The sequence below is a fragment of the Pseudomonas sp. B21_DOA genome, assembly GCA_030544685.1.
Classification (GTDB): Bacteria; Pseudomonadota; Gammaproteobacteria; order Pseudomonadales; family Pseudomonadaceae; genus Aquipseudomonas; species Aquipseudomonas fluorescens_AO.
Genome location: CP086683.1, coordinates 2,444,257 through 2,467,843, shown reverse-complemented (window position 1 = coordinate 2,467,843; position 23,587 = coordinate 2,444,257). Strand labels below are relative to the sequence as shown.

At 60.0% G+C, this 23,587-nt stretch carries 17 protein-coding genes, 1 tRNA gene and 1 pseudogene; 13 read left to right on the top strand and 6 right to left on the bottom strand.

Going from position 1 to position 23,587, the window contains the following annotated elements; all coding sequences use genetic code 11:
• Positions 1-21 precede the first annotated feature (21 nt).
• From LJU32_11240 to LJU32_11220, 5 genes are all read right to left on the bottom strand, one after another.
• A complete protein-coding gene (locus LJU32_11240) occupies positions 22-2,121 on the bottom strand; it encodes a hypothetical protein (GenBank protein ID WKV91080.1) in 2,100 nt (699 codons plus the stop codon).
• Positions 2,037-4,946: a hypothetical protein gene (locus LJU32_11235; protein ID WKV90645.1), complete on the bottom strand. Its 2,910-nt coding sequence runs from the start codon at positions 4,944-4,946 to the stop codon at positions 2,037-2,039. The genes LJU32_11240 and LJU32_11235 overlap by 85 nt, the downstream gene beginning before the upstream one ends.
• Before the next feature lie 51 nt (positions 4,947-4,997).
• Positions 4,998-5,762: a hypothetical protein gene (locus tag LJU32_11230; GenBank protein WKV90644.1), complete on the bottom strand. Its 765-nt coding sequence runs from the start codon at positions 5,760-5,762 to the stop codon at positions 4,998-5,000.
• A gap of 1 nt (position 5,763) precedes the next feature.
• Positions 5,764-7,068, bottom strand: a complete 1,305-nt coding sequence (locus tag LJU32_11225; protein WKV90643.1) for a glycosyltransferase family 4 protein — start codon at positions 7,066-7,068, stop codon at positions 5,764-5,766.
• Positions 7,069-7,203: 135 nt separating this feature from the next.
• Positions 7,204-7,608 carry a hypothetical protein gene (locus LJU32_11220; GenBank protein ID WKV90642.1) on the bottom strand — a complete coding sequence of 135 codons (405 nt, stop codon included), beginning with the start codon at positions 7,606-7,608 and terminating at the stop codon, positions 7,204-7,206.
• 514 nt (positions 7,609-8,122) lie between these two features.
• On the opposite strand from LJU32_11220, the gene LJU32_11215 reads away from it, so the two are divergent.
• The 13 genes and pseudogenes from LJU32_11215 to LJU32_11155 all read left to right on the top strand — a co-directional run bounded on the left by LJU32_11215 (position 8,123) and on the right by LJU32_11155 (position 22,360).
• Complete coding sequence (locus LJU32_11215) at positions 8,123-9,190, top strand: putative urea ABC transporter substrate-binding protein (protein ID WKV90641.1); 1,068 nt, start codon at positions 8,123-8,125, stop codon at positions 9,188-9,190.
• Positions 9,191-9,208: 18 nt separating this feature from the next.
• A complete protein-coding gene (locus LJU32_11210; protein ID WKV90640.1) occupies positions 9,209-10,024 on the top strand; it encodes an ABC transporter permease in 816 nt (271 codons plus the stop codon).
• Positions 10,021-10,808: pseudogene (locus LJU32_11205) on the top strand (ABC transporter ATP-binding protein). The gene LJU32_11210 and the pseudogene LJU32_11205 overlap by 4 nt, the downstream one beginning before the upstream one ends.
• Before the next feature lie 13 nt (positions 10,809-10,821).
• A complete protein-coding gene (locus LJU32_11200) occupies positions 10,822-11,547 on the top strand; it encodes an urea carboxylase-associated family protein (protein WKV90639.1) in 726 nt (241 codons plus the stop codon).
• Positions 11,548-11,558: 11 nt separating this feature from the next.
• Positions 11,559-12,200: an urea carboxylase-associated family protein gene (locus tag LJU32_11195; protein ID WKV90638.1), complete on the top strand. Its 642-nt coding sequence runs from the start codon at positions 11,559-11,561 to the stop codon at positions 12,198-12,200.
• 280 nt (positions 12,201-12,480) lie between these two features.
• The gene (gene uca / locus LJU32_11190; protein WKV90637.1) at positions 12,481-16,116 is read left to right on the top strand and encodes an urea carboxylase; all 3,636 of its coding nucleotides are present in this window, start codon (positions 12,481-12,483) and stop codon (positions 16,114-16,116) included.
• A gap of 25 nt (positions 16,117-16,141) precedes the next feature.
• Complete coding sequence (gene atzF / locus LJU32_11185) at positions 16,142-17,914, top strand: allophanate hydrolase (protein WKV90636.1); 1,773 nt, start codon at positions 16,142-16,144, stop codon at positions 17,912-17,914.
• Positions 17,915-18,189: 275 nt separating this feature from the next.
• Positions 18,190-19,677 carry a sensor domain-containing diguanylate cyclase gene (locus LJU32_11180; GenBank protein WKV90635.1) on the top strand — a complete coding sequence of 496 codons (1,488 nt, stop codon included), beginning with the start codon at positions 18,190-18,192 and terminating at the stop codon, positions 19,675-19,677.
• Positions 19,670-19,900, top strand: a complete 231-nt coding sequence (locus LJU32_11175; GenBank protein WKV90634.1) for a cysteine-rich CWC family protein — start codon at positions 19,670-19,672, stop codon at positions 19,898-19,900. Before LJU32_11180 ends, LJU32_11175 begins: the two co-directional genes overlap by 8 nt.
• Before the next feature lie 33 nt (positions 19,901-19,933).
• The gene (locus tag LJU32_11170; GenBank protein WKV90633.1) at positions 19,934-20,626 is read left to right on the top strand and encodes a pseudouridine synthase; all 693 of its coding nucleotides are present in this window, start codon (positions 19,934-19,936) and stop codon (positions 20,624-20,626) included.
• A gap of 316 nt (positions 20,627-20,942) precedes the next feature.
• Positions 20,943-21,827, top strand: a complete 885-nt coding sequence (locus tag LJU32_11165) for an alpha/beta hydrolase (GenBank protein WKV90632.1) — start codon at positions 20,943-20,945, stop codon at positions 21,825-21,827.
• Positions 21,828-21,983: 156 nt separating this feature from the next.
• Positions 21,984-22,057, top strand: a tRNA-Gly gene (locus LJU32_11160).
• A gap of 45 nt (positions 22,058-22,102) precedes the next feature.
• Complete coding sequence (locus LJU32_11155) at positions 22,103-22,360, top strand: hypothetical protein (protein ID WKV90631.1); 258 nt, start codon at positions 22,103-22,105, stop codon at positions 22,358-22,360.
• A gap of 386 nt (positions 22,361-22,746) precedes the next feature.
• Here LJU32_11155 and tam read toward each other — a convergent pair whose 3' ends face one another.
• Entirely contained in the window at positions 22,747-23,517 is a 771-nt protein-coding gene (gene tam / locus LJU32_11150; protein WKV90630.1) for a trans-aconitate 2-methyltransferase, read from the bottom strand.
• Positions 23,518-23,587 lie beyond the last annotated feature (70 nt).

Below are 23,587 nucleotides of genomic sequence, written 5' to 3'. Positions count from 1 at the left end.
GACTTGATTCCAGGAGCTGCTTCAAACTTGCGACCGACCCATCGGCGAACTTTGCGAGCTCAATACCGGCGCCCTCAAGTTCACCGTTGTGGGGCAAGACGATGCGGACTTTTGCGTCCCGCCCCATTGGATATCGAGTGTCGGATGAAGCATTTTCGCTCTCGGCGGGTTGCGGTAAGCCCCGCGACTCGGGTTGGGCTCCAGCTCGACATGGGTGGTCTCTATCAGCGCAGCACCCCAGCTCAATTGCAGTACATCGCGCTGCGCGCCTGCTGGAAGAACGACCGTGTCCTGATCGATCAATCCGTATTGGTCTTTCCACCCCGCTACGCCAATTTCTGCTCGGTGGAAAACAGGGTTGAGCACGTCCGCAATCGTGGTTGTCGCTCCGGCATGCGCTTGCACGATGTAGGTGTCGGCGCCGTCTTCGCCGTAGAGCCAGTCATCACCCGAGCCGCTGAGCAGATAGTCGGCGCCCTCGGAGCCCAGCAAGGTATCGTCACCTGCACCTGCGGATAAAAACGCGCCCGGTGTTCTGTCACCGACAGTGCCGTAGTCAAGTGGGGAGCCTGCATAAGCGACGATCAGATCGTCTCCCGCGCCGCCGTGGAAAACGTTTTCCACTTCGACGTTGACTCGCCCGCCGGCATCGTTGCCATGGACGATTTTCCGTTTGATCGTTTCAGTCGTGACATCCCAGCGAAACGCCTTGGGCACTGTTGCACCCGAACTGAAGCTTGCCGCCGGATAGACGTACCAGCCTTCAAGCGCGCCGGATTGCTGTCGGTCTTCAACCAATACGTCGCCCGTATTGAATGAAAACCCGTTGGCCGAGCCGGATCGATAATAGCGAGGTGCCTGGCTTGAGGAAGGCATTGCTCCCTCCGCTTTCACCAGTTTCTGTTCGACACGGGTTGTGGTCTTCGACTGCCTCTCACTGATCACGGCTTGCCCGGCATCAGCCTTCATCCATGGCGGCGTTTCCGACAGTGCCCCGGCCCCGATGCTGTCATCGTTCAGTTCGGTGTGAGTGGTGTAGCCGGTGGCGCTGGTGGAGATATGACTGCGAACCCAGACGCCTTGATCGTTCAAGGTAAAACCTGTGGCGAGTTTGCGGGCAGAGCGTTTTGACTTGAGTTGCGTGAGGAACTCATCGGTCCAGTCGACCGTTTGAACAGATGCCACCGGGCCTTGCGCCGTAGCGGTTACATCGTCTGGCTGAACCGGATCCTCAACTTTGCTTTCAGGGGTTGCAGGGACGGTGACAGGTTCCAGTATGGGTGACGCGGCCGTCTCTATTGGTGGCAGAGTTTTGCGCAGGACATCTGCGTAATCCAGTACCACGCCGTCGCTGAAACTGAATGTGGAATCCTTCCACTTCTCGTGATTTTTGATGAGTATCGCGTCGCCCGTGCCATTGGCCAGTCGCAACACCGTACCGACGGTAACTTCGATAACGTCGGCCTTCAGGCTTCGCGCGGAAAACCCTGCGCCGAACCTGATGATGTTGCGGCCGCCAGCATCGGTGACGATATCCAGGCCGTCGCCAGCGCCGAAATAGTAGATGTCAGCGCCATCCAGCCCGTCCAACACGTCGTGACCGGGACCGCCATCAAACACGTTATCGCCAGAATCGCCGCGCAGGTAGTCCGTCCCTTCCCCGCCCAGCAAGGTGTCGTTGCCAGCGCCTCCGAGCAGCGTGTCGTTGCCTGAACCACCGTCCAGATAATCGGCATTGTGCTCGGCCTCAGCGCTGTTTTCGTAATCGCCGGCCAGGATGTCGTCACCCGCGCCGCCGTACAGCGTGTCCGCACCGAAGCCACCCTGCAACGTATCGTTTCCTTCACCGCCCTGAAGCAAATCATCGTTGATGCCGCCCGGCTGCAGGTCAGACACGTCACCATCGAGGAAATCAGCTCCCGCCCCACCCAGCAGCGTATCCGCGCCGCCCATGCCTCGCAGGGTGTCATCCCCCGCACCGCCATCAAGAAAGTCGTTACCCTGATAACGAACCGGATGCTCGGGGCTATCGCCAATCAGATCATCATTGCCTTCGCCGCCGAAGAGCAAATCATCGCCACCGCCGCCCCAGAGCTTGTCATCGCCGGGGCCACCGTCCAGCAGATCATCGCCAAAAAATGCGCGGCATCGCCTTCGACGCCGTCCAGTACGCCGTCATCACCCTGCAAGATGTCGTTGCCAGGGCCGCCATACAAAGCGTCGCTGCCACCGTTACCGCCGAGTGAATCATCACCACTGCCGCCGTCCAGCATATCGTTGCCATGGTGTTTGCTGGGTAGACCACCGCCCCAATCGAGGTTGTCGCCGAGCATTACGTCGTTGCCGCTGCCACCGGCCAGGGTGTCGTTACCTTGATCGCCTTTGAGAAAATCGTCGTCAGCTCCGCCGTCAAGCAGGTCCTCACCCCAGCCGCCGTTGATAATATCCTTGCCACCCTGCCCGTACAGCACGTCGTCAGCGCCCTCGGGCGCGCTGTTTATCGAGGCCTTTGAATAGACCGCTCGGTGACTGGTCACACCGCGAGCAATCGTGACGGCAGCGCGCTTGACCGCCCAACCTTGTTCCAGCGCACCGGTGGTTTCGTCCCCGGATAACACATCATCGCCAGCACCGCCGATCAGGGTATCCCGGTCATTGCCACCGAGCAGAACGTCTCGCGATGCCGTACCGATAAGTAAATCGTCACCTTGCCCGCCGTCGAGCCAGTCTCCGCGACTTGCCTTGCCCTTGGCATCACCCTCAACCAGGGCCTTTTCGATTGTCGTCTGCTTGTCGCCGAATAATCGATCGTCTCCAGCCTTGCCGAACAATCGATCAGAACCACCCAAGCCGAGAATGACGTCGTCTGCGGCGGAACCGTAAAGTACGTCGGCCTTGTTGCGCTGTTTAACCTGGGGCAGCAGCACCACGTTGCCCAGTTCATCAAAGGAGGGCTGATCGCCGGGGACAGTTGGATCTGCGTCTTTGGCTCTCCAGTCGCCCTGAAGCGTCAAATCCGCAGCAGTGAGCGGCTGCCCCTCGTATTCAGGGAGGCGGATGCCAAGCATCCCGGGCTGGAAGTTTTTGATCACCACCAGATCGCCCTCGCCGTATTTGATGTTGAGGGTGCTTTCAACAAGCGTCAGGCTGATGGACCGATCCTCGGTAGACCAGATATTGCTCAGAGGCGCGCGGCGTTCGAGATGGGGAATCGGCCCGCCGTTGATCCACAGTTGCCCATTGGCATTGGCATCAAGAATCTCGTCGAGGCCATCGCCGCTGGAGAATTCATAACGGTCGTTGCCTTCGCCCCCGATCAGAGAATCGTTACCCCTTCCTCCGATCAGCACATCATCACCGGCCATCCCGTACAACACATCATTGCCGTCACCTCCGCTCAGCGAGTCATTGCCGCGACCACCTTCAATGACATCGTGACCGGCCATCCCATGGATCGAGTCATTGCCCACGCCGCCATACAGATGATCGGCATTTGCGCCACCAGCGAAAGATCGCCCGCCGTCATCACCGAACAGGGCCAGCGGGTTCAGCACTCCGGTGGTCATCGGCGCCTGTTTGCCTGAGGCGAGATCGGAGTAGGAAAACTGCTGCAGCGAGTGTTCGCCAAACGAGCCCTGGGTTCGGGCAATCAACCGCGCCAGCATTTGCGCTCGATCCGCCAGCCACGGTGCGGTGATGTCGCCTTCGCCAGTGTGCGGATCGTAAAGTTCAAGGTTGCGGTCGGGATAAGCGTCGGCTCGCTCTATGACGACTTCACTGAGTTGCTGCAAAGAGTTACGCAACGCCAGACCGAGCGGCGTCGCCTCGCCTGCCAGTTTTGCCCATGCATTGGCATTGCCGAACTCGCCTATTGTCCGGGTGACGATGCTTTGCGACTGTTCTGCGGAGAATGCCGAAAAGAATGCGTAAGCGTTGCTGGCGAAGGTTTCGTTGGTGGTGGGTGTGGCAGCAGAATCGCCGTCGTAAGTGCGCTTGAACATGTCGAAAAATTCGTTCTGGCCGTAGCGCAAGATCAGCTCGACCACGGCGGCAACAGGCGTGCCTTTTACTACATGTTCAATTAGCGGATTCACACTGCCACTGGCCAGCGCGATATTGACTTGCTCCGGCACCACTGAAAGCAGACTTTGCAGTGGATTGACGCCGAAATTATTGATGGCCGCTCGCAGGCCGACGCTGTAGGCGTCGATGGCGAAGAGAATGTTTTTATAGTCGTCGAGCCGGTTGGGCTTTGCCTGAGTGGGTGGGCCGCCATCTTCCGCATCCGGGTCGCCCGCAGAGATCAGTCTCCACGTTTCATAGGGAGGTTTACCGCCCAACAGGCTGAATCCGACTGTTCCAGACCAGCCGGCATTGCGTTTCACGGCGGTATCGTCCTCCCCGCAAACCTCCTTGAACAGCGCCTCGCCAATCGCGCTGGCGTCGATTTCAGCGATCTGGCTGATTGACGGAACCGTCCATGGCGCCAGTTGACCGGCAAGGGATCCGTTGATCAGGGTATTGATGAAGTTGACGGCAACCTGGTTGGATGAAAGCTGCATCAGGTCTTCACTGAAAATCGTATTCAGTCTGAGTTCACCCTGACGTGAGGTGTAACCACGAATCAGGGCCGAGTAGGCACCGTTTCCACCGTTGGCATCAATGGCCACGGCAAGCCAGAGTCTGGCGTTTTTCAGCACCTCTCCAGCCTCTTTATCGACAGCGAAAACCTCAGAAATTTTTTCGCCAATAATATCGAACAGCTTTTGGTACAGGGGGCGCAGCTTGCCCCTGCTAATTTCAGTGCATCGTACTGAAGCTGTTTTGAGCGCAGCCTCATTCCTTTGCAAATATTGGCTGCGTTGATAATCTCTGATTTTTCCATATCGCTGAATACATAACTCATTGTTACTTCCTTGTAATAACAGAGCGTGAAAGATAGTCACTGAGATATTTGAGCATCTCAGGTGCTTCGCGTAATGACGCTAATCCGAGTCCTACGCTACCGTGCCCCCGGAAAAGTCGAAGTTATCCAGATTGATATTGCAGAAGAAATTCAGTTTGCCGAAATCAAGATTTTCCAATTCAGCTCTGCTGAACCTTGCCAGTTTCTCGTCAGTCAGTTTTTCCTCCGACGCCGGGCGAATCAAGCCGTCACAGTTGATCAACCGAGGGGTTCCATCTCGCCGCGGCCAGCCAGTAATGACAAACGTTCTAACCGAGTCTTCATTCTTGAAATGCGGCGGAGGTGCATCCAGCCAAATCTCCAGCCCCGGATAATTCTTTAGTTTCACAATCAACTCATCCGGCCAGTTGACGTGCCGATAACCCCGCTCATGGGGCTCGGTAGTTTCTTTTCTAGTAAAAAGCCCGGCATTCAATTTATAGAGCCGCCAGCTTTCGGGGATCGGTTCCGGGCGCTGATTCTGGTGCCGGTGCAGTCCCGTCCCGGTCCACCAGAAAAGCCCCTTCAGAGCAATGGCCAGACACGCTTTCTTGTTCACCATCTCCGGCATGCCAACGTAAAACTCAGGGACTAGCGTCTTATCTATATAGGCGCCGCCTAATATCGGCACTTGCTGCATGCTCGCCAGTTTGTTCTGACAAGCTTTCTCGTCTGCCTGGTGAATAGCCGCCGACGCCGCGGATTGTTCTTTGCGAATATAAAATTCCGCTACGCAATAACAGACATAAAAGAACAATCCATACTTCAATAACCTTTTAAACCACCTGATCGCCTGCTTACGCGACTTCCTGGACATTTCAAACCTCCCGCTCAAACTGCGGAACGGTTGGTATGTCGTTATGTCCGGATATCGCGTTTGCAAAAACCTCAAAGTATTGGCTCACGCCCGATTCCACACTGAACCGACCTGCCGTCAACTTCGCGGCGCTGGCAAGACCATCGTACTCACCTGCCGACTGCAAAACCTTGCTTACACTGCTGGCAATTCCTTGATGGTCGAAGAAATCCACCAACATGCCATTAGCCCCATCGACAATGACTTCCCTTACCGGAGCCGTATCCGACGCAACAACCACACAACCGGACGCCATCGCCTCCAGTAACGACCACGACAAGACAAACGGATACGTCAAATAAACATGGACTTTGGAACATGCGAGAACCGCGCGGTAAGTCTGGTAAGGAAGTTTCCCTGTGAAATGCACGCTGGAGTGATCGAAACTGACCTCTGCCTCCATCCTGCTGCGCCAATCCGGATACCCGACCGGCTTACTCCCGTAACTGACACCATCACCGCCAACCACGATGATCTGCGCATCGGGGCACTCGGCCTGAATAAGCGGGATCGCTCGCATGAAACTGTGAAAGCCGCGATAAGGCTCGAGGTTTCTGGCGACATAGGTGACGATCGGCTGTCCGGCTTTGAGCTCGATTCCATTGGGCAATCTGACTGCCGCGACTTTCGCCAGGTCAGAACGTTGAATCACACCTTCGTGAACTACCCGGATTGCCGACTGGTAAGCAGCCGGAAACAGGCTGCGCTGCCACTGCGTAGGCGCAATCGCGGCATCACAGTGTTCAAGATTCAACAGATGCAGCGAGTTGAGCACTCGCAGCCGTGACGACTCCCTTGTGGCTCGGCGGAATTCAGGGTCGAACCCGCAATCGGCGCCCTGCGCTCGATAGTAATACTCGCAATAGTGAATCAGCGGCGTATCGGGATAGACGTCCTTGGCGAACAGCGTTTCTCCCCATCCGGGATGAGCAAGAATGACATCTGGCTGATAACCCGAACGCTTCAGCCTGCTCAGAATTTCGAAGACCTTCTGCCCATCAATTACCGCTTGTTCGTATCGGATCAGATAGGGGTGAATATTGCCGGGCGCTCGGCTGGTCGCTCGATAGCGATGGGTGTTCACACCGTCGACGCCCGGTGCCGTGTCCCGGCCTATCGCCACGACCTCATCACCGCGGTCCAGTGCTGCCAGCACCACATGACGGAACTGACCGGGAAAATTTTGATGAATAACCAGTAGCTTCATAGCGCTGAACGTCCATTTTTCGCCGCTATCGAGCTGAGGATTGCTCGCCTCGTTCGGCATCCACGAACGCTAACAAACACCACGAAATGAAACTGTAGGACGCTTCCGGGATTGCCTTGGGAGACGGCCCACGGAACACGTTTTCGACAGGCAAAAAAAGCGGCGCTTGATGCGCCGCTTGTTCGTTGCGGTGATTTACCAGCGGTTGCCACGGCCGTTGTAGTCACGGCGACCGCTGTGACGATCATAGTTGCCGCGGCCCCGGTGGTCATTGTCCCAACCGCCGCGACGGTGGCCGTCCCGGCGTCCGCGATCGTTGCCGTGCCAGCGACGGCTTTCGTAATAACGCGGGGCCGGTTGATAGTGCCGCGGCGCCTGGTAATAACGCGGTTGCTGGTAGTACCGCGGCGCTGGCTGGTAGTAGCGCGGCTGAGTGTAATAAGTGCCGCCGCTGCGGTAATAGGAGCCGCCACCGCTGTAATAGGCCGGTGCGGGTGATGTGTAGACCTCTGACCTGTAGTAGCTGTCTCCATAGGAATAAGGAACGCATCCGCCAAGGGAAAAAAGCATCACGGCAAGCAGTACGATTCGGCGATACATGGCGGCCTCCTGGACCGCGGGTTGGCCACACCAGCGACGCTGGCAGGCGACCGTCAGCAATTGCGTGACTGTCGAAGAATCAGACAGCGATTTCAGAATCTGGTGCGTTCCTGCAACAAGTTGAAACAAGTGATTATGAAATCTTGTTTATCCGCAAAATCAGCGACCCGTGAAGCGTAAACGCGCTGCATGACGGTGCAACCACGCACCACCACGATGCGCCGTCGCTCGCCCCGCTCACCTCGGCAATCCAGCAGATCCCCGCCGCAGAGGCCTCGCCCCGACTTGGCACGTCTCTCGCTTTAGCAAACCTGTGCAGGAGTCATCACAGGTTCGCGGCACCACAATTTGCAATGGCTGACTAGGGTTCCGGCTCGCAAGCGCGAGTGGCTGGTCCGAGAGTTGGCGACCTCCAGTTGAGGTTACACGGCGGGACAAAAGCCCGGGAGACAAGCCACCGTTCGCGGTGCCGCGTTGCCTTCCTGTCCGCCCTCGATCAACTGGAGAATCCGCAATGATCCGACTACGTTTCCCCGCCCTGCTCGCCGCCGCCTTCGCCGCGCTTATCAGCACGCAATCTTCCGCCGCCCAGAAAGACCACTTCAGCGTGTGCTGGACGATCTACGCCGGCTGGATGCCATGGGAATACGCCGGCAGCCAGGGCATCGTCGACAAATGGGCGAAGAAATACGGGATCAAGATCGACGTCGTGCAGCTCAACGACTACGTCGAATCAATCAACCAGTACACCGCCGGCCAGTTCGACGGCTGCACCATGACCAACATGGATGCGCTGACCATTCCCGCTGCCGGTGGCGTCGACAGCACCGCGTTGATCGTCAGCGACTTCTCGAATGGCAACGACGGCATCGTGCTCAAAGGCGAAGGTAAAAAAGTCGCTGATCTGAAAGGCATGGACGTCAATCTGGTCGAGCTGTCGGTCTCGCATTACCTGCTGGCCCGCGCGCTGGACTCGGTGGACCTCACCGAGAAAGACCTGAAAGTGGTCAACACCTCCGACGCCGACATTGCCGCCGCGTTCAACACCGACGACGTCAACGCCGTGACCACCTGGAACCCGATGCTCTCGGATATCAAAGCCAAACCCGGCGTCACCGAAGTGTTCAATTCCAGCCAGATCCCCGGCGAGATCATGGACATGATGGTGGTCAACAGCGCCACCCTCAAAGACAACCCGGCACTGGGCAAAGCGCTGACCGGGGCGTGGTTCGAAGTGGTCGCTTTGATGAACGCGAAAACCGCCGCGAGCAAAGCTGCGCTGGAACACATGGCCAAGGCCTCTGGCACCGATCTGGCAGGGTTCCAGGCGCAACTGGACACCACAAAACTGTTCGCCACGCCGAGCGAAGCGCTGAATTTCGCCACCAGCAAACAACTGCCGGACACCATGCGCAAGGTCGCTGAGTTCTCCTTCGAGCACGGCCTGCTCGGCGAAGGCGCGAAGGACCCGAGCGCGGTCGGCATGTCTTTCGCCAACGGCGTGACCAGCGGCGACACCGCCAATCTCAAGCTGCGTTTCGATCCGACCTACGTGCAGATGGCCGCCGACGCCAAGCTGTAAGCCACGGAGGATTTGGCCATGCGCCTGATCAATCGCCACCCCGATCGCCCGAGTCGCCTGTTGCTGATGATCCTGCCGTTCGCGCTTGTGCTGTTCGCCTACTTCACAGGCTCGGCCGAGCGCCTGGCGGACAACCCCAACGACAAACTGCTGCCCAGCGCCGTGCAGATGAGCGACGCGGTAAAACGCCTGGCCTTCAACGCCGACAGCCGCACCGGTGAATACCTGCTGTGGCAAGACACTGCGTCGAGTCTGCGCCGTTTGGTCATCGGCCTCGGCATCGCGGCGCTGGCGGGTCTTTGCCTCGGTATTGCGGCGGGCACCCTGCCGCTGTTCGGCGCGCCGTTGTCGCCGTTGCTGACGGTGCTGTCGATGGTGCCGCCGCTGGCGATCCTGCCGATTCTGTTCATCGTCTTCGGCCTGGGCGAGTTGTCGAAGGTCATGCTGATCGTCATCGGCATCACGCCAGCGCTGGCCCGGGATCTGGAACAGCGTGCCCGCGACATTCCGGTCGAACTGCTGATCAAGGCGCAGACCCTCGGCGCCTCGACCTGGACGCTGATGCTGCGCGTGGTCTTGCCGCAGCTGTTGCCGCGCTTGCTGATCTCGCTGCGCTTGATGCTCGGTTCGGCGTGGCTGTTCCTGATTGCCGCCGAAGCGATCGCCTCCACCGATGGTCTCGGCTACCGGATCTTTCTGGTGCGGCGCTACCTGGCGATGGATGTGATCCTGCCCTACGTGGTGTGGATCACCCTGCTCGCCTGGCTGATGGACTGGGCCTTGAAACAGCTGACCCAGCGCGCTTTCCCGTGGTACGAGGGAGCGGCGAAATGAGCTTCATCACAGTAAAAAACGTCTGGCAGCAGTACGCCGATCAAGTGGTTCTGGAAGGCTTGAACCTGAGCGTCAACGAAGGCGAGTTCTGCACCTTGGTCGGCGCCTCCGGTTGCGGCAAATCGACCTTCCTGCGCCTGCTCCTCGGCCAGGAAACCGCCAGTCGCGGGGAGATTCTGCTCGACGGCCAGCCCTTGGCCAGCGAGCCGGATGCCAGCCGTGGCGTGGTCTTCCAACGCTACTCGGTGTTCCCGCACCTGAGCGTGCTCGACAACGTCGCCCTTGGTCTCGAATTGCCGCGCGCGCCCTTGCTCGGCCGGCTGTTTGGCAGCGCCAAACGCGAGGCCCGCGAACAGGCTGCAGCCCTGCTGACAAAAGTCGGCCTCGGCCATGCGCTGGACAAGTACCCGGCACAGCTGTCCGGCGGCATGCAGCAACGCTTGGCCATCGCTCAGGCGCTGATCATGAAGCCGCGCGTGTTGCTGCTCGACGAGCCCTTCGGCGCGCTGGATCCGGGCATCCGCAAAGACATGCACGCGCTGCTGCTGGAGCTGTGGCGCGAGACGCAACTGACGGTGTTCATGGTCACCCACGACCTGTCCGAAGGCTTCAGCCTCGGCACGCGCCTGCTGGTGTTCGACAAGGTGCGCCTCGACCCGCACGCCCCGGCGCCTATGGCGCCCGCATCACCTACGACATCCCGTTGAACAGCGACCGCCGCGCCCAGCGCGCCGCCGTCGAGGCCCTGCCGCTACCGCTGGCGGGCACCCTTCGCACTGCTTGAGAGGACTGCTCCAATGACTGATTCAATCCAACTCTTCCCACCCTTCGCTGAAGAACTGCTGCCGGGCGGCGGCCACCGTTCGTTCGTGCTCAAGCGCGGCCAATTGCTGCGTCTGACCGACCTGCGCGGCGGCGCCAATGTCAGCCTGACCTTGCTCAATGCCAATGAAAAAACCGAGCGGCTGAACCTGCCCGACAGCCTCAAATGCCAACACACCGCCAAGCTCACCGCCGGCCACTGCCTGTACTCGGACATGGGCCGCGTGCTCGCCGCGATCAGCGCCGACACCTGCGGCTGGAGCGACAGCCTCGGCGGCGTGCTGTGCGCGCAAGAGGTCGCCGAAAAATACGGCCAGGGCCGCTATCAGGAATTGCGCAACGGCTTCTTTCGCAACGGCACCGACAACCTGCTGGTGGAACTCGGCAAGTGGGGCCTGGGCCTGTCCGACCTGCTGATGACCCTCAATCTGTTCAGCCGCGTGAACGTCGATGAGGCCGGGCGTTTCCACTTCGTCGAGGGCAATTCGAAGGCCGGTGACTACATCGAGCTATACGCGCCGATGGACACCCTGGTGGTGCTCACCGCCCTGCAACATCCGATGGACCCGTCTCCCGAATACGCCCCGAAACCCTTGAAGCTGAGCTGGATGAACGCCGACGCCAGCGTCGCCGAACATTGCCGCACTTCGCGCCCGGAAAACGAGCGCGGCTTCATCAACACTGACCGTTTGTTCGCCTGAGGATCGCTGCCATGTCACTCGCAATCGCCACTTCGCACAAGCAAGCCGACAGCGCGATCTACCGCGCGACCATTCCCGCCGGCGAGCCCTGGCTGATGGAAGTCAAGGCCGGGCAGACCCTGCGCATCCTCGATCTGGAAGGCAATCAGGCCGTCGACACCTTGTTCTACAGCCTCGCCAACCCGAAGGAACGCTACGACGTGCAACGCACCTTGCGCCGACAGAACAGCGTCTACCTGAGCACCGGCAGCGTGCTGTATTCCAACCTCGGCCAGCCGATGCTGACCATCGTTGCCGACACCTGTGGGCGCCACGACACCCTCGGCGGCGCCTGCGCGCAAGAGAGCAACACCGTGCGCTACGCCCTGGAAAAACGCTACATGCACAGCTGCCGCGACAACTACCTGCGCGCCTGCGCCCACGACGGCCGATTGAGCAAGAGCGACATCGGGCCGAACATCAATTTCTTCATGAACGTGCCAGTAACGGCGGATGGCGGGCTGACCTTCGAGGACGGTATTTCGGCGCCGGGCAAGTACGTTGATTTGCGCGCGGAGATGGACGTCATCGTGCTGATTTCCAACTGTCCGCAGTTGAACAACCCGTGCAATGCCTACAACCCGACTCCGGCGGAGTTGCTGGTATGGAACTGACCATCAGCCGTTTACGCCGTTGGCTTTTTGCCCTGTGCCAGGCGCGTTCCGGGCAGTGTCTGAAAGCTTCAAGGCACTGATAGTCCTGTGGGAGCTGGCTTGCCAGCGATTGCGGTGTTTCAGTCACCAACAATGTTGGATGTGCCGACCTCATCGCTGGCAAGCCAGCTCCCACAGGGGTTTGTGGTGGGTTGGAGTGAAGTGTGTTTTTCCATCCGGGACGGCCCGGATGTCCGTCGAAAAACAGCGGGACGGCCCGCTCCCCTCCAGGGGTTATGCCATGTTCGAAAAAATCCTGATTGCCAACCGTGGCGCGATTGCCTGTCGGATCCTGCGCACGATCAACGTGCTGAAGGCCCAAGGCGTCGCCGTGTACTCAGAAGCCGACGCCGCCAGCCTGCATATTTCCCAGGCCGCTGAAGCGTACAGCCTAGGCGAAGGCGCGGCGTCCACGACCTATCTGGCGGTCGACAAAATCCTTGCTATCGCCAAACAAAGCGGCGCCACGGCGATTCATCCCGGCTACGGGTTTCTCTCCGAGAACGCAGCGTTCGCCGAAGCCTGCGAAGCGCAGGGCATCGCCTTCATCGGACCGACGCCGGAGCAATTGCGGGTATTCGGCCTCAAGCACACTGCTCGCGCGTTGGCCAAACAGCACGGCGTACCCATGCTCGAAGGCACCGACCTGCTCGACAGCCTCGATTGCGCGCTGAGCGCCGCCGAGCAGGTCGGCTACCCGGTGATGCTGAAAAGCACCGCTGGCGGTGGTGGCATCGGCATGCGCGTGTGCCGCAGCGCCAATGAATTGAGCGAATCATTCGAAGCGGTGAAACGCCTCGGCCAGAACAACTTCAGCGACGCTGGGGTGTTCATCGAGAAGTACATCGAACGCGCGCGGCATCTGGAAGTGCAGGTATTCGGCGACGGCTGCGGTGAAGTCATCGCTCTCGGCGTGCGCGACTGCTCGGTGCAGCGGCGCAACCAGAAAGTCCTCGAAGAAACCCCGGCGCCGAGCCTGCCCGAAGGCATGGCCGATGAGCTGTGCGCGGCGGCGATCAAACTGGCGCGAGCGGTGAATTACCGCAGCGCCGGCACCGTCGAATTCGTCTTCGACAGCGAGGCTCAGCGTTTTTATTTCCTTGAAGTGAACACGCGGCTGCAGGTCGAGCACGGCGTCACTGAACAGGTGTGGGATGTGGACCTGGTGCGCTGGATGATCGAGCTGGCCGCCGGTGATCTGCCACCGCTGCGCGAGTTGTATCAAGGTCTGGAACCGCAGGGCCATGCAATTCAGGCACGTCTGTACGCGGAAGATCCGGGGCGTGATTTCCAGCCGAGCCCGGGCCTGCTGACCGCTGTGCAGTTTCCGCCTGCCAACGGCGTTGAGTTGCGCATCGACACCTGGGTCGAGGCCGGTGTGGAAATCCCGCCGTATTTCGATCCGATGATTGCCAAGCTCATCGCTTGGGCGCCGAGTCGCGAACAGGCTCGCGCTCAATTGCATCAGGCACTGGGCGATAGCCTGCTGTACGGCGTGGAAACCAACCGCGACTATCTGCGGCAGATTCTGCTCGATACTCCATTCGCCAGCGGTCAGCCGTGGACCCGTTGTCTGGAAAATCTGCTGTATCACGCCAACACCTTCGAAGTGCTCAGCGCCGGCACGCAGACCAGCGTGCAGGACTACCCCGGCCGCCTCGGTTACTGGGCCGTCGGCGTGCCGCCCTCGGGACCGATGGATAGCCGAGCGCTGCGTTTGGGCAATCGTCTGCTCGGCAATGAACAAGGCGCCGCCGCACTGGAAATCACCATGAGCGGGCCGATCCTGCGTTTCAATTGTGATGCCGTGGTCGCAGTCACTGGCGCGCCGATTGCCCTTACGCTTGACGCTGAACCGGTGCCGATGAACACCGCGCTGCTGATCCCGGCCGGCGCTACATTGCAACTGGGCAGCATCAGCGGCGCCGGCGCGCGCAGTTATCTGTGTCTGCGCGGCGGCCTGCAGGTGCCGGATTATCTGGGCAGCAAAAGTACCTTCACTCTCGGCCAGTTTGGCGGGCATGGCGGTCGCGCGTTGAGGGCCGGTGACGTCTTGCATGTGCCGGCATTGACCGAGCGCAGCGCCGGCCAGCAACTGGCCGAACAGCACATCACTGCGCTGCCGAGCGTGCGCCAGATCCGGGTGATCTACGGCCCCCACGGCGCGCCGGAATACTTCAGCGAAAACTACATTGCCACGTTCTTCGCGACCCAGTGGGAAGTGCACTTCAATTCCAGCCGCACCGGCGTGCGCCTGATCGGGCCGAAGCCTGAGTGGGTGCGTGAGGATGGCGGTGAAGCGGGTCTGCATCCGTCGAACATCCATGACAATCCGTATGCGATTGGTGCGGTGGATTTCACTGGCGACATGCCGGTGATCCTCGGCCCGGATGGCCCGAGCCTGGGTGGGTTTGTCTGCCCGGTGACGGTGATCGAGGCGGATCTGTGGCAGTTGGGGCAGCTCAAGTCGGGCGATAAAATTCAGTTCATTCCCGTCGACCTCAAGGCCGCCCGCGATCTCGCCCTGAAATGGGATGCACCCTGTGGGAGCTGGCTTGCCAGCGATGGTGCCCGATCTGACACCGCAGCAACTTCATCGCTGGCAAGCCAGCTCCCACAAGGGATTGTGTCGCCTGTGGTTCTGGAGTTGGGTCAAGGCGATCAGCGACTGGTTGCACGGGTTTCTGGCGACACTCATCTACTGCTGGAAATCGGCGCGCCGGAGCTTGATCTGGTCCTGCGCTTTCGCGCCCACGCGCTAGTGCAGGCGCTGGAAAGCCAAGCCCTGCATGGCGTGATCGACCTCACCCCGGGCATTCGCTCGCTGCAAGTGCACTACCAGCCGGAGCAACTGCCGTTGGCCGATCTGCTCGGCATCATCGTCGGCGAATGGGACGCGGTGTGCGCCGCAAAAGATCTGCAAGTGCCGTCGCGCATCGTGCACTTGCCGCTGTCGTGGGACGACCCGGCCTGCCAGTTGGCGATCGAGAAATACATGACCACCGTGCGCAAGGACGCGCCGTGGTGCCCGAGCAATCTGGAATTCATCCGGCGCATCAACGACCTGCCGAATCTCGACGAAGTGCAGCGCACGGTGTTCGATGCGAGCTATCTGGTGATGGGCCTTGGCGACGTTTACCTCGGCGCGCCGGTGGCCACGCCGCTCGATCCGCGCCATCGTCTGGTGACCACCAAGTACAACCCGGCACGCACCTGGACCGCCGAGAATTCGGTGGGCATCGGCGGCGCCTACCTGTGCGTGTACGGCATGGAAGGCCCGGGCGGTTATCAGTTTGTCGGGCGCACGCTACAGATGTGGAATCGCTATCGCGAAGTCGCCGCGTTCGATGGCAAACCGTGGCTGCTGCGCTTCTTCGATCAGATCCGCTTCTACCCGGTCAGCGCCGAAGAACTGCTGCGCATTCGCCGTGATTTCCCGCTGGGGCGCTTCGATCTGAACATCGAACACAGCCAGCTCAACCTCGCCGACTATCAGGCATTTCTCAGTCAGGAAGCCGAGGGCATCAGCGCTTTCCGTGCGCAACAACAGGGCGCGTTCAAGGCTGAACGCGAGCGCTGGATCGCCAGCGGCCAGGCGCATTTCGACAGTGAAGAAGCCGTGCCTGACGCCAGCGAAGAAGCTCCACTGCAAAACGGTGAACACAGCGTCGACAGCCACATCGCCGGCAATCTCTGGCAGGTGCAGGTCGCGGCCGGCCAGCGTGTCGCGGCGGGCGATGTGCTGGTGATTCTCGAGTCGATGAAGATGGAAATCCCGGTGCTCGCGCCGCTGGCCGGCGTGGTGCGAGAGATCCGCGTGCAACCCGGTTCGGCGGTGCGCGCCGGACAACGGGTGGTGGTGCTGGAACTCGACTGAAGCCATTTCTGAAAAGGATCAACCGATGAATCTGCAACTCGATGCACTGCGCCACGCCTATCGCAATGGCGACACCACACCGCGCCAACTGCTGCTGCAATTGCGCGAAAAAGCCGCTGCGCTGAATCCCGACTATCACCTGTTCATCCACCTGCTCAGCGTCGATGAACTGGAGCCGTATCTGGCCGCTCTCGACGGTCGTGACCTCGACAGTCTGCCGCTGTATGGCGTGCCGTTCGCGATCAAGGACAACATCGATCTGGCCGGCATTCCCACCAGCGCCGCGTGCCCGGCGTTCGCCTATGTGCCGCAGCAGTCGGCGACCATCGTCGAGCAGCTATTGGCGCTGGGGGCGATTCCGCTGGGCAAGACCAATCTTGATCAGTTCGCCACCGGCCTCAATGGCAGCCGCTCGCCTTATGGTGCGTGCCCGAACAGTGTGCTGGCGGAGTATCCGTCCGGCGGTTCCAGCGCGGGTTCATCCCTGGCGGTAGCGCTAGGTGTGGCGAGTTTTGCCTTGGGCACTGACACCGCCGGTTCCGGGCGGGTGCCGGCGGCGCTGAATAATCTGGTGGGCTTGAAGGCGAGCAAGGGCCTGATTTCCACCGCTGGCGTGCTGCCGGCGTGCCGCACGCTGGATTGCGTAACCACCTTCACCGCCACTGCTCGCGAGGCCAGTCAGTTGTTGGCGTTGACAGCCAAACATGATCCTCGCGATGAATACAGCCGACGCAACCCGGCATGGAACGACGGCTCGGCATTCGGCGCGGTACGGCCGTTTCGCTTCGGCGTGCCACGGGCGCAGGACCTTGAATTTTTCGGCTGCAACGAAGGGCCGCAACTGTTCGCAGCGGCCATCGAACGGCTCAAGGCTCTGGGTGGCGAAGCGGTCGAACTGGACCTGTCGCCATTTCTCGAAGCAGCGCGGTTGCTTTACGACGGGCCTTGGGTCGCCGAGCGTTACAGCGTCGCCGGTGAGCTGATGGAGCAGAATCCCGAAGCGGTGCTGCCAGTGATCCGTGCGGTGCTGGCCAAGGCTCCGGCAGTGACTGGCGTGCAGACCTTCCGCGCGCAATATCGATTGCAGGCGCTGAAGGCCCTCTGCGACGAGGCCCTGGAAAATCTCGACTGCGTACTGACGCCGACCATCGGCCGTCCAGTGACGTTGGCCGAGCTTGAGGCCGAGCCGGTGCTGCGCAATTCCGAACTCGGCTATTACACCAACTTCATGAACCTGCTCGACTACGCCGCCGTCGCCGTGCCGACCGCATTCATGAGCAATGGTCTGCCGTGGGGCGTGACGTTGTTCGGGCGGGTATTTACCGATCAGTATCTGTTGAGCGTGGCCGATGCCTTGCAGCGCCAGCAGGACAGCGCCCTGCCAGCTCCGGCGAACTCAGCGCGCAATGACCGCGCTCGATTGGTGGTGTGTGGCGCGCATCTGCAAGGGCTGGCGTTGAACTGGCAACTGACCCAGCGCGGCGGGCGCTTGCTGGAAACCACGTTCAGTTCGCCGGACTATCGACTGCACGCCCTCGCCGGCGGCCCGCCATTGCGGCCGGGGATGGTGCGGGTCAAGGACGCCGGCGTGGCGATTGCCGTGGAAGTGTGGGAATTGCCGAGCAGCGAATTGGGCTCGTTTCTCACCGGGATTCCGGCGCCGCTGGGTTTGGGCAAGGTGCAACTGGCGGATGGGCGCTGGGAGAGCGGGTTTATCTGTGAGCCGTATGGGCTGGAGGGTGCGGTGGATATCAGTCATTTGGGGGGATGGCGGGCGTATCTGGCATCCCGGGGCTGATCCGAGCTCGCCTCACCCTGGCCCTCTCCCCAGGAGAGGGCCAGGGTGAGGCGATTGTCCATCGGTTGCCATTGGCTGATACCGAGTCGATCACAGATTTTCCATCACCCACAATCCAGCTCCCTCTCCCCGGGAGAGGGCTGGGGTGAGGGGCTGCGATTTCCCTGACACACCGCTACGTCATATCCCCCGCCATTTCAGGCACAAATCCCGCAGTGTTTTCCCGACCATCCCACTAGAATGCATCCCATCGGGCCACTGCCAACGGATCTGCCATGCCGCTTCGTTCTCCCTTGTACTCGCAACGTTCACTGGTGCTCACCCTGGTCGCCCTGCTTGGCGCCGGCTTTCTCGCTACGTCACTGTTGAGCTATTTCGCTTCCCGCGAGTCGATCCGCGACAACATCGTCAACACCGAACTGCCACTGACCTCCGATACGGTCTATTCGGAAATCCAGAAAGACCTGGTCCGGCCGATCCTGATTTCCTCGATGATGTCCCGTGACACGTTCATGCGCGACTGGGTGGTCAATGGCGAGCAGAATCCCGAGCAGATGACCCGCTATCTCGACGAGGTCATGACCCATTACGGCGCCTACACGGCGTTCTTCGTTTCCAATGCCACGCTCACCTACTACCACGCCAAAGGCGTGCTCAAGCAGGTCAAAGTCGACGAGCCGCGCGACACCTGGTACTTCCGCGTGCGCGACATGCAGGACCCGTACGAGATCAACGTCGACCCGGATCTGGCGAATAAGGACAACCTGACGTTCTTCATCAACTACAAGGTCTACGACTACCACAACCGCTTCATCGGTGCAGCGGGCGTGGGCCTGACCGTGGACGCGGTGATCAAGCTGATCGACAAGTATCAACAGCGCTATCAACGCAGCGTGTACTTCGTCGATACCTTCGGCCGCCTCGTATTGACCGGTGCCGAGGGTGGCCCGGAAGGCGCGCACATCGGCCAGAGTCTTGGCGAACTGGAGAGCATGAAAAGTCTGGTCAGCCAGTTGCCCAAGCCGCACAGCGGCAGCTACGAATATTCCACTCAGGGCCAAGGGCATTTTCTCAACGTGCGGTTTATCCCCGAGTTGAACTGGTACCTGTTCGTCGATAAACGCGAGGATGGCGCGCTGAGCGAGATCCGCCAGTCGCTGTATCTCAATCTGCTGATCTGCCTGCTGGTGACGTTGATCGTGCTGGCGCTGCTCAATCGGGTCATCAAGCGCTTCCAGGCGAAGATTCAGGCGCACGCCACCCTCGACAGTCTCACTGAACTGCCGAACCGACGCGGTTTCGACATCCTCGCCGCGCAAGCGCTGCACGAGGCCCAACGAGAAACCAGGCCGCTGACCGCGTTGTTGCTCGACCTCGACCACTTCAAAGCCTTGAACGACACCTACGGCCACATGGCCGGCGATCAGGTGTTGATCGGTTTCGCCCGCGACCTGCAAAGTTGCCTGCGTCACGCCGATATCGTCTGCCGCTGGGGCGGTGAAGAGTTCATCGTTCTGTTGAAAGACACCGACGGCGAGACCGGGCAGAAAATTGCCGAGAAGATCCGCCAGCACGTCGAACAACACGAATATGCCTACGATGGCCACAGCCTGCATCTGACCGTGAGCATCGGCGCCACCACCGTGCAACGCGATGACACCTTGCACAGCCTGCTGTCGCGGGCCGATCATGCGATGTATCGCGCCAAGCAAACCGGGCGCAACCGCACCTGCATGGAAATGCCGCACTCGACCTATGCCTGATAACGACGTCAAACCCGACCACTGCCCGGCCTGCGGCGCCCGCAACGATTGCAGCCTCGCCGACCCGCGCACCGCCGACCGCGAATGCTGGTGCTATGGCGTGACCATCGACCCGGCGGTGCTCGAAGCGCTGCCGGCCGAACTGCGCAATCAAGCCTGCCTGTGCCCGCGCTGCGCACAGGTCGAAGCGCAACTGCAAGCAGGCCGGCGGCCGATCCCGTAAGATGCGCGGCCCTTCGTCCGTTGAATTCTGACCATGCGCGTCGACCGCTTCCTCAGCAATCTGCCCCGCTACAACCGTCAGCAGGTGCGCTTGTTGCTGGTGGAAAAGCGCGTGCGGATTGACGGAAAAGTCGTCAGCGACCCGCACAGTGAGGTGCTGGAATTCAGCCGGGTCGAAGTCGACGATGAGGTGCTGCAAAGCGGCAAACCGGCGCGCTATTTCATGCTGCACAAACCGCAGGGCTGCGTCAGTGCCACCCGCGATCCGCAGCATGCGACCGTGCTCGACCTGCTCGATGAACCGCACAAGGACGATCTGCACATCGCCGGACGTCTGGATTTCAATACCACCGGGCTGCTGCTGATCACCAATGACGGCGCCTGGTCGCGACGCCTGACGCAGCCGCAAACCAAACTGGCGAAGGTCTATTACGTCGAAACCGAACAGCACATCGACCCCAGCTACGCGCTGAAATTTGCCGAGGGCATCTACTTCGCTTTCGAAGATCTGACGACGCAACCGGCGCAGCTTGAGCTGCTCGGTCCACGCTCGGCACGGCTGAGCATCGTTGAAGGCCGCTACCATCAGGTCAAGCGCATGTTTGGATTCTTCAACAACAAAGTCCTGCGCCTGCACCGCGAATCCATCGGCGAACTGACCCTCGATCACGCGCTAAAACCGGGCGAATACCGCGCTTTGCGCACCGAAGAGATTCATTTGTTCTAAGCCGGCGACCGCTCAGCCGACGTTGTCGAACAATTCGCCGACGGCACTTGCGTGATCCTGAGTCCCCTGCTTGAATCAGGACGTCGGCCGAAATGTGACCGATGAGTCACCACATACTTCCAAGAAACTTTTTGTCGGTCGTCTGCCCTCAAGGGCTGCGCCTCAGCCGGCAATCTGCCCGCCAATAACAACACCCGTCGACCTGCCGTACCGGATCGACATGGGCCAGCAAATTTCAGGCGTATGCCTACCTGTCACAAAGCTCGTGCAATCTCGATTGCGCGCATACCCGCTTGCTTGCCAGGAGTCTTATGACATGAGGCCAGAAATCGCTGTGCTGGATATACAGGGTCAGTATCGGGTTTACACGGAGTTCTATCGCGCAGACGCCGCAGAAAAGACCATCATTCTGGTCAACGGCTCGATGGCCACGACTGCGTCGTTTGCACAGACCGTGAAAAACCTGCACCCGCAATTCAACGTGGTCTGCTACGACCAGCCCTACGCGGGCCGGTCAAAAGCCCACAACCGGCATGAGAAACATCTGACAAAGGAAGTCGAAGGGCAGATTCTGCTGGAGCTGATCGACCACTTCGCTGCCGAGCACGTGCTGTCGTTCTCCTGGGGCGGTGCGGCAACATTGGTCGCCCTCGCCCAGCAGCCCCGGCGCATCGAAAAAGCCGTGATCAGCTCGTTCTCGCCGGTGATCAATGCGCACATGCTCGATTACCTTGAGCGCGGCGTCGATTACCTCGGCAGCCGCGACGGCGACAGGGTCGGCCATCTGGTCAACAACACGATTGGCAAACACCTGCCGTCGCTGTTCAAACGCTTCAACTATCGCCACGTCAGCAGCCTCGCCGAGCATGAGTACGGGCAGATGCACTTTCACATCAACGACGTGCTGCACAGCGATCGCCAGTGCTATCTGAATGCGGCGAAAAAGATCAACGTGCCGGTGCTGTTCCTGAACGGCGAATGGGACGAATACACCGCCGCTGAAGACGCACGCCTGTTTGGCAATCACGTCGCACACAGCAGCTTCACCACCCTGCAAGCCACCGGGCACTTCCTCGACATGGAGCACAAAGCCGCCTGCCGCGACAGCCAGAACGCCCTGCTCGGCTTTCTGAAACCTGCGCCGCAAGCCAGCCGAACGCGCTACTCGTTTGTGCAGGATCACCATGCCCTGGCCATTTGAAACAGCGTCATCGCGGGCAAGGCTGCAAGCTTGAAGTGCCTGTTGCACCGGCGCAGCCCTTGCTCGCGATCGACCGATTTCTGCGCGGCAAAGCCCTCGCAGAGAAAGAAAACTTCAAATCCGTGGCCGAGTCTGGTACAAAGTCAGCCGCTCTGAGCGGGTATAGTTTAGTGGTAGAACGAAAGCTTCCCAAGCTTTAGATGAGGGTTCGATTCCCTCTACCCGCTCCACCGAATATTGATCTCGCGTTGTGTCGTCTGACGCGGGATGCAGGAATGGAAAAACCGGTCTTGATGGCCGGTTTTTTGTGCGTGGGATTTGAGATCTGGTTACCAGCGCAGACCAATTCAGAGGATCACAGACGGAGCAATCACATGAAATTCGGATCCGAAAAGGAATCCACCAGTCCGTTCGCAGACTTCATCCGAAATGCTAAATCGGAGGAGAAAAAGCGTGTTTACAGCGAAGTGCTGACCGAAGCTACCAAAAAGCAGATTGAAGTGATGCTGGCGGCACGTGAGAAGCAAGCGTGACGGTGCTGAGAGAGTAAAGTAGAGCCTGGCACGCGCCGGGCTTTTTATTGGGCAGTTGTCACGGCGTGTTGGAATTGCCTTGCTGGTCGCTTTTTAGCGGCTGGGATTTGAAATGTCAGCGTCAACATCTATCAGAACGAACAATGCTGCCCACCCGTCTGCAGCTTGCTTCCTCGAAATCCAGATGCAGCCTCGCCAGTACATTGAAGATCGGCTCCCCGGCTTTGTGCGGGACATTCAATCGAGTTAATACTTTCTTCCAGTTGGCGAGCGCAGCGAGAGTCTGCTCGATATATTCCTCGGCCTTGAGGAACTGACCGGGTTGTGTTCAAGAGATGCGCCGACCTGAGATAACGTGGCGAACTCAAGAAAGTTAGCGGCGTGATTCAGCGAGTCGCAACAATAAACAGCCGTGGAAACGGCAGCAGCACCGAGCCGTCAGCCAAGGCCGGATAAGCCTTGGCAACTTCCGCCAGATACCGCTGCAGATACTGCGCCCGTTCCTCCTCGGTCAACGGATTCAGGAACGGAATCAAGCCACTGCCCTTGAACCACTCCACCACCCCCGCCGCACCATCGCGAAGTTGGTGGTGATAGGTGGTGCGCCACACATCGACCCGCGCGCAGTGCGGCCGCAGCATTGAAAAATACTCACTGGCACTGGCCATGTCGGTACGCTGCCCGGCAGCGTCTGCGAGCTTGCTCGCCCACGGCCCATTGGCGGCGACTTCACGCATCAAACGGTGGGACGGCTCGTTGAGGTTGTCCGGCATCTGAATCGCCAGGCTGCCACCATCTGAAAGCTTGCTCGCCAAGGCTGGCAGCAACGAAGCGTGATCAGGCACCCATTGCAACACTGCATTGGCGAAGATCACATCGAACGGGCCTTCATCGGTCCACTTGTCGATCTCGGCCACCTCGAACAGCACATCAGGCAAGCGCTTGCGCGCGGCGGCGATCATGTCCGCCGAACTGTCCAGGCCACTGACCTTGGCCTCGGGAAAACGCTGCACCAGCAACTCGGTGGAATTGCCCGGCCCGCAACCAATATCCACCACCGCCCGCGGCTGTGCCGTGAGTGTTGCCGCCAGCAGATCACGGGCCGGGCGGGTGCGTTCATCTTCGAAAGCGACGTATTGCTTGGCAGACCAGCTCATTGCGTTCTCCTGTCGAGGGTGTTCTGGCAACTGCCGACACAATACAGCGATCCGAGCGGCACGCCTTCCC

Bases quoted from the DNA above. Each gene is read 5' to 3' on its own strand.
- LJU32_11230 (WKV90644.1), bottom strand. From the start codon at position 5,762: ATGTCCAGGAAGTCGCGTAAGCAGGCGATCAGGTGGTTTAAAAGGTTA.
- LJU32_11225 (WKV90643.1), bottom strand. From the start codon at position 7,068: ATGCCGAACGAGGCGAGCAATCCTCAGCTCGATAGCGGCGAAAAATGG.
- LJU32_11220 (WKV90642.1), bottom strand. From the start codon at position 7,608: ATGTATCGCCGAATCGTACTGCTTGCCGTGATGCTTTTTTCCCTTGGC.
- LJU32_11215 (WKV90641.1), top strand. From the start codon at position 8,123: ATGATCCGACTACGTTTCCCCGCCCTGCTCGCCGCCGCCTTCGCCGCG.
- LJU32_11210 (WKV90640.1), top strand. From the start codon at position 9,209: ATGCGCCTGATCAATCGCCACCCCGATCGCCCGAGTCGCCTGTTGCTG.
- LJU32_11200 (WKV90639.1), top strand. From the start codon at position 10,822: ATGACTGATTCAATCCAACTCTTCCCACCCTTCGCTGAAGAACTGCTG.
- LJU32_11195 (WKV90638.1), top strand. From the start codon at position 11,559: ATGTCACTCGCAATCGCCACTTCGCACAAGCAAGCCGACAGCGCGATC.
- uca (WKV90637.1), top strand. From the start codon at position 12,481: ATGTTCGAAAAAATCCTGATTGCCAACCGTGGCGCGATTGCCTGTCGG.
- atzF (WKV90636.1), top strand. From the start codon at position 16,142: ATGAATCTGCAACTCGATGCACTGCGCCACGCCTATCGCAATGGCGAC.
- LJU32_11180 (WKV90635.1), top strand. From the start codon at position 18,190: ATGCCGCTTCGTTCTCCCTTGTACTCGCAACGTTCACTGGTGCTCACC.
- LJU32_11175 (WKV90634.1), top strand. From the start codon at position 19,670: ATGCCTGATAACGACGTCAAACCCGACCACTGCCCGGCCTGCGGCGCC.
- LJU32_11170 (WKV90633.1), top strand. From the start codon at position 19,934: ATGCGCGTCGACCGCTTCCTCAGCAATCTGCCCCGCTACAACCGTCAG.
- LJU32_11165 (WKV90632.1), top strand. From the start codon at position 20,943: ATGAGGCCAGAAATCGCTGTGCTGGATATACAGGGTCAGTATCGGGTT.
- LJU32_11155 (WKV90631.1), top strand. From the start codon at position 22,103: ATGGAAAAACCGGTCTTGATGGCCGGTTTTTTGTGCGTGGGATTTGAG.
- tam (WKV90630.1), bottom strand. From the start codon at position 23,517: ATGAGCTGGTCTGCCAAGCAATACGTCGCTTTCGAAGATGAACGCACC.